The sequence below is a fragment of the Salinicola sp. genome (assembly GCF_982684285.1).
Map to the genome: position 1 here is coordinate 1 of NZ_CEXLVS010000287.1, position 4,802 is coordinate 4,802.

General features: G+C 63.6%; 6 protein-coding genes. 1 reads left to right on the forward strand and 5 read right to left on the reverse strand.

What is annotated here, in order from left to right; translation table 11 throughout:
- Nucleotides 1-427: 427 nt before the first annotated feature.
- Nucleotides 428-796 (reverse strand): hypothetical protein, encoded by a 369-nt coding sequence (locus AC3AYF_RS18315; RefSeq protein WP_295036982.1) that lies wholly within the window; start codon nt 794-796, stop codon nt 428-430.
- A 236-nt stretch (nt 797-1,032) separates the two neighbouring features.
- Nucleotides 1,033-1,404, reverse strand: coding sequence for a hypothetical protein (locus AC3AYF_RS18320; protein WP_295036979.1), 372 nt, complete (start codon nt 1,402-1,404; stop codon nt 1,033-1,035).
- A 306-nt stretch (nt 1,405-1,710) separates the two neighbouring features.
- On the opposite strand from AC3AYF_RS18320, the gene AC3AYF_RS18325 reads away from it, so the two are divergent.
- The gene (locus tag AC3AYF_RS18325; protein ID WP_295036976.1) at nt 1,711-2,406 is read left to right on the forward strand and encodes a CvfB family protein; all 696 of its coding nucleotides are present in this window, start codon (nt 1,711-1,713) and stop codon (nt 2,404-2,406) included.
- 10 nt (nt 2,407-2,416) lie between these two features.
- Here the strand turns inward: AC3AYF_RS18325 and otnI are convergent, their stop codons facing one another.
- The 3 genes from otnI to AC3AYF_RS18340 all read right to left on the reverse strand — a co-directional run.
- The gene (gene otnI / locus AC3AYF_RS18330; RefSeq protein WP_295036973.1) at nt 2,417-3,223 is read right to left on the reverse strand and encodes a 2-oxo-tetronate isomerase; all 807 of its coding nucleotides are present in this window, start codon (nt 3,221-3,223) and stop codon (nt 2,417-2,419) included.
- 56 nt (nt 3,224-3,279) lie between these two features.
- Nucleotides 3,280-3,945: a 3-oxo-tetronate 4-phosphate decarboxylase gene (otnC, locus tag AC3AYF_RS18335; protein ID WP_295036970.1), complete on the reverse strand. Its 666-nt coding sequence runs from the start codon at nt 3,943-3,945 to the stop codon at nt 3,280-3,282.
- On the reverse strand, nt 3,942-4,802 hold an 861-nt coding region (locus tag AC3AYF_RS18340; RefSeq protein WP_487780149.1), incomplete at its 5' end, for a four-carbon acid sugar kinase family protein. The genes otnC and AC3AYF_RS18340, both read right to left, overlap by 4 nt.

Sequence of the window (4,802 nt, forward strand, 5' to 3'; positions counted from 1 at the left end):
CATGCTGGTCATGAGTCATTCAAGCTGTGTTTCGATTCGTTAATATTTGCTTACATTCAGCTTAGCCAAATTTCATCGGCAGGAGAGAGCATTTTTTGTGTCCGATTTCCTTGACATTTTTTGCAAGGCCAAAGCTATTTTGTATGACGTATGTTGGGTGGATGAGTTCAAATCATCTTCGCCTCCACAGGGATCATGACCGCCCATAAAACGTCCGCGGCGGGCGGCGTCACGACGGGCAGGGGCAGAGGAATGGATAATGAGGGGTAAGGGGTAAGGTGTAAGGGGTAAGGGGTAAGAGGGAAGAGCTAAGAGGAAAGAGGCAAGGGGTAAGAGGCAAGGTGAAGCGGATGGGCGATCCCGTGGGGGAGCGACAAGCCGCCGGCCTGGGCCGGCGGCTGTTGCGTTGGTGCTGCGAGGGGCGAGCTTATAGCGTGGTGAAGCTGACCTCGCCGTTGCCTTGTGGGTCGTGGGCGAACTGTCCGGTGCCCTGTAGCGCTTGAGCAGCGGCGTCACTCTGCCCCTCACCGACCAGCGGGTTGCGGCTTGCCGAGATGTCGGTGGCCAGTTGCGTGGCGTCGGCGACGTTCTGCAGCGACTGGTCGGCCGCGGCGCTGTGCCCGCCGATCACGGTGTCGACGCTGTAGTGAGTCGGCAGCGTCTGGTACTGCGCGGTCTGCTCGAGGTTGAGCGTTTCACGCTGTGCGTCGAAGAGGGCGCTGGTGGCATCGCTGGCCTGGGCGGCAGCGGGTAGCGCGACGGCGATAGCGATGGCTGCGAGAATGCGAGTTTTCATGGTGTTGCCTCCAATGATCATCTGTTTTGGTGTCTGGCTCTTGGCCTTGACCTGTGATGTCATTATGGTTCCGTTAGCCGTCTAACAAAAATCGAATGCCGTGAAATAAACTATCAATGCGAATGATGGCGGCTGGGATATCTGAAATTCTTCGATGTGGCAGCGCATAACACCAAAAAGGGAGCCATAGGCTCCCTTGATGGACTAGCGCTGTCTTCATGCCCGAAGGCGGAGACTCACAGGCTGGCGAAGTTCACTTCGACATTGCCTTGGTCATTGCTGACGGTTTGCGTTGCGTTCTGCAGTGCTTGGCCTGCGGCATCGCTTTGACCTTCACCGATCAGGCCGTTGCGAGACGGGTGAACGTCGGTGCTCAGTTGAGTCGAGTCGGCAACGTTCTGCAGGGACTGATCGGCAGCGGCGCTGTGACCACCAGTGACGGTGTCGACGCTATAGCGGGTCGGCAGCGCGTGATACTGTGCGGTCTGCTCGATGCTGAGCGCTTCGCTCTGCTGATCGAAGTGACGCTCTGCCACGAGGCTGTTGGCCTGGGCGACGGTGGGCAGGGCGACGGCGATTGCGATGGCTGCGAGAATGCGAGTTTTCATGGCGTTACCTCCAGATAATGTCTTTTTTATGGCCTCTCGGCCTTGACCGATGACGACATTATGGGAGGCAACTCTTTAGTCTGCTAATCACGCGTAGTGAATTCGACTATCGATGGGATTGATACGAAGGTCGAAGTCATGGTGTGGCGCTGAAGTGTAAACCTTCTTCCCATGGATGGGGAGTGGCGACGGAGATCGTGGTCAAGTGTGCCGCTTCGGCTCCCGCGACTGCCCGTCTTTGCTCCGCGCCGACGCGCCCGCCATAATGGCGACATCCCAACCACCGCTTGCCAGCCAGAGTACGCCATGCCCCGCCACCCTCGGGACGACGCTTCCGCCGATTCCCCGCCCGCTGCCGAGTCACAGGTCAACGTGGGCGACGTCGCCTACCTGCGCGTGACCAAGGTCAATGATATCGGCGCCTTCCTGAACTGGGGGCGGCCCAAGGATCTGCTGCTGCCGTTCGGCGAGCAGCGCTTTCGCCCCGACGAAGGCAAACGGGTGCTGGTGATGATCTACGTCGACGACCGCATGCGTCCGGTGGCCAGCATGAAGCTCGACAAGTTCCTGCAGGATGAATCGGAAGGGCTGAAGGCGGGCGATCGGGTCTCGCTGGTGATCGCCGACCTGACCGATCTCGGTGCCAAGGCGGTGGTCAACAGCCGCTTCTGGGGGCTTTTGTACCAGGACGACATGTCGCGCCCGCTGCGCCGCGGCGATCGCATGGAAGGCTATGTGCGTCGCGTGCGTGACGACGCCCGGCTGGATCTGTCGCTGCTACCGCCGGGGCAGGCGCGTCTGGATCTCGTCGGGGACAAGGTGCTGGCCGCGCTGGCCGCCAACGACGGTTTCCTGGCGTTGGGTGACAAGAGCCCGGCGGACGTCATCAAGGCGCGCCTCGGCGTCAGCAAGAACGCCTTCAAGCAGGCTATCGGCCGGCTCTATAAGCAGCGCCGGATCATCATCGAAGACGAAGGGATCCGGCTGATCGAGGGCGATTGATCCCCGTCTGTCAGCGCTGCTGCCAGGCGCGATACCACCCCAACCCCGCCTCCGTGTCACCGCGCGGCTTGTACTCGCAGCCGAGCCAGCCGTCGTACCCAGCCTGGTCGAGCTGCTCGAACAGCCACGGATAGTTGACCTCGCCGGTGTCCGGCTCGTGCCGCTCGGGCACGCCGGCGATCTGAATATGACCCACCCCGTGGCGATGGCGCTGGTAGGTCTTCCAGATATCTCCGTCCATGATCTGGGTGTGATAGAAATCCATCTGCACCTTGACGTTGGGCTCGTTCAGCTCATCAACGATCGCGTGGCCATCGGCCTGATGGTTGAGAAAATAGCCTGGCATATCGCGAGTATTGATCGGCTCGATCAATAGCGTCAGGTCGTGCTCGGCGCACTTCCTGGCCGCAAAGCGCAGATTCTCCAGGTAGACCTTGCGCGCGGTCGTGACGAATGTTTCCCGTGAAACATTATTGGTGGCTGACGCCGGAATGAGCCCGGCCATGGCGTGCAGGCGGGGGCAGTTCAGCGCCTTGGCGTAACGGATCGCGGTGTCGACACTGTCGCGGAATTCCGCCTCGCGCCCAGGGAGCGCGGCCAATCCGCGCTCGCCGGCGGCCCAGTCGCCGGGTGGCAGGTTGAACAGCACCTGCTCGAGCCCGTGACGCTCGAGCTCGGCGGCGATCGCTTCTGGCTCGAAGTCGTACGGGAACAGGAACTCGGCGCCCTCGAAGCCGCACGCGGCGGCCCTGGCGAAGCGCTCCATGAACGGGACTTCGTTGAACATCATGCTGAGATTGGCAGCGAAACGCGGCATGGCCTGATTTCCTCGGTGATTCGGTCGATCGTGACGTGACGCTGCGAGGCGCCCGTTTACCACTGGGCGCCGAAGGCGTCGCGCAATTCGTCGATCTCTTTCTCGTTCAGCGTGCGCACATCGTGCTGGCGCAGCAGCAGATAGAGCTTGGCAGTCTCCTCGAGCTCCTCGATGGCGTTGCGCGCCGCTTCCAGGGTCTTGCCCGCGACGACTGGGCCGTGATTGGCCAGCAGCACGGCGGCGTGATCCGCGGCGTAGTCGCGTACGGCATCGCCCAGCGCGGCGTCGCCGGGTCGGTAGTAGGGCACCAGCGGCAGACGGCCGACCCGCATCACGAAGTAGGGCGTGATCGGCGGCAGGCAGGAGTGCTCGTCGAGTCCGTTGAGACACGACACCGCCGCCGAGTGCGTGGCGTGGAGATGGATGATCCCGCCGGTATCCGGGCGCTGTTCGTAGAAGGCCCGGTGCAGGAACGACTCCTTGGTCGGCGGCTTGCCGGCCAGCAGGTTGCCGTCCCAGTCGAGCTTGGAGATCTCCGCCGGGTCGAGTGCGCCGAGGCTGGCATTGGTCGGCGTCATCAGCCAGCCGTCGTCGAGCTTGGCACTGATGTTGCCGGAGGTGCCCGGCGCCATGCCCAGGTTGCGAAACGAGCGGCCGATCTCGGCGATCTCCTCGCGCAGGCGGTTTTCGATGGATGATGTCGAGGTGTGGATCGCAGTCATGGCATCAGTTTCCAGGCTTTGGTCATGAAATCGGTGGCGCCGAAGTTGCCGGACTTGAGCGCCAGCGCCAGCGGCTCGTCGGTACCCAGCGTCGTCGTCCACGGTACGCCGGGATCGATGCTCTCGCCGATCCGCAGCCCCTTCACGTCGAGGGCGGTGACCACGGCGCCGGAGGTTTCGCCCCCGGCCACCAGCAGCCGGCGCACGCCGAGGCGGCCGACCAGCTCGGCGGCGATCTCGGCCATGGCGCGCTCGACCAGCTCGCCGGCTTCCTGCACGCCGAGCCGCTGTTGGGCCCGGCGGACTTCCTCCGGCGAGGCGCTGGCGTAGATCAGCACCGGGCCGGGCGCGTTGCGGTTGCCGGCATCGGCGACGAAATGTGCCTCTGCATGCGCCAGCGCCGCATCGACGACGCCCTGATAGTCGTCGTCCAGCGCCAGGGCATCCAGGTGAACGCTCGGCATGTGCTGCCGGGCGTGCTCGATCTGGGCCAGCGTGGCCCGTGAGCAGCTGCCGCTCAATACCGCCTCGCGACCGGCGATGGGCTCGAGCCGGGCGGCATCCCGGGTGTGATCGAGCCGCTCGGCGACGTTGGCCGGCAGCCCCAGCGCTAGGCCGGAGCCCGCGGTCACCAGCGGCAGGTCGTGGCAGGCTCGCGCCAGTACGAACAGGTCCTCGTTATCGATGGCGTCGCAGATCGCGATGCCGACGCCCTCGGCTTTGAGCGCCTCGATGCGCGCGGTGACGGCGGCATCGCCCTGGCGCAGCGTGGCGTAGTCGATCAGGCCCACGTCGTGGCGAGTCTGCGCGCCGAGCACACGGACCAGGTTGGCGTCGGTCATCGGTGTCAGCGGGTG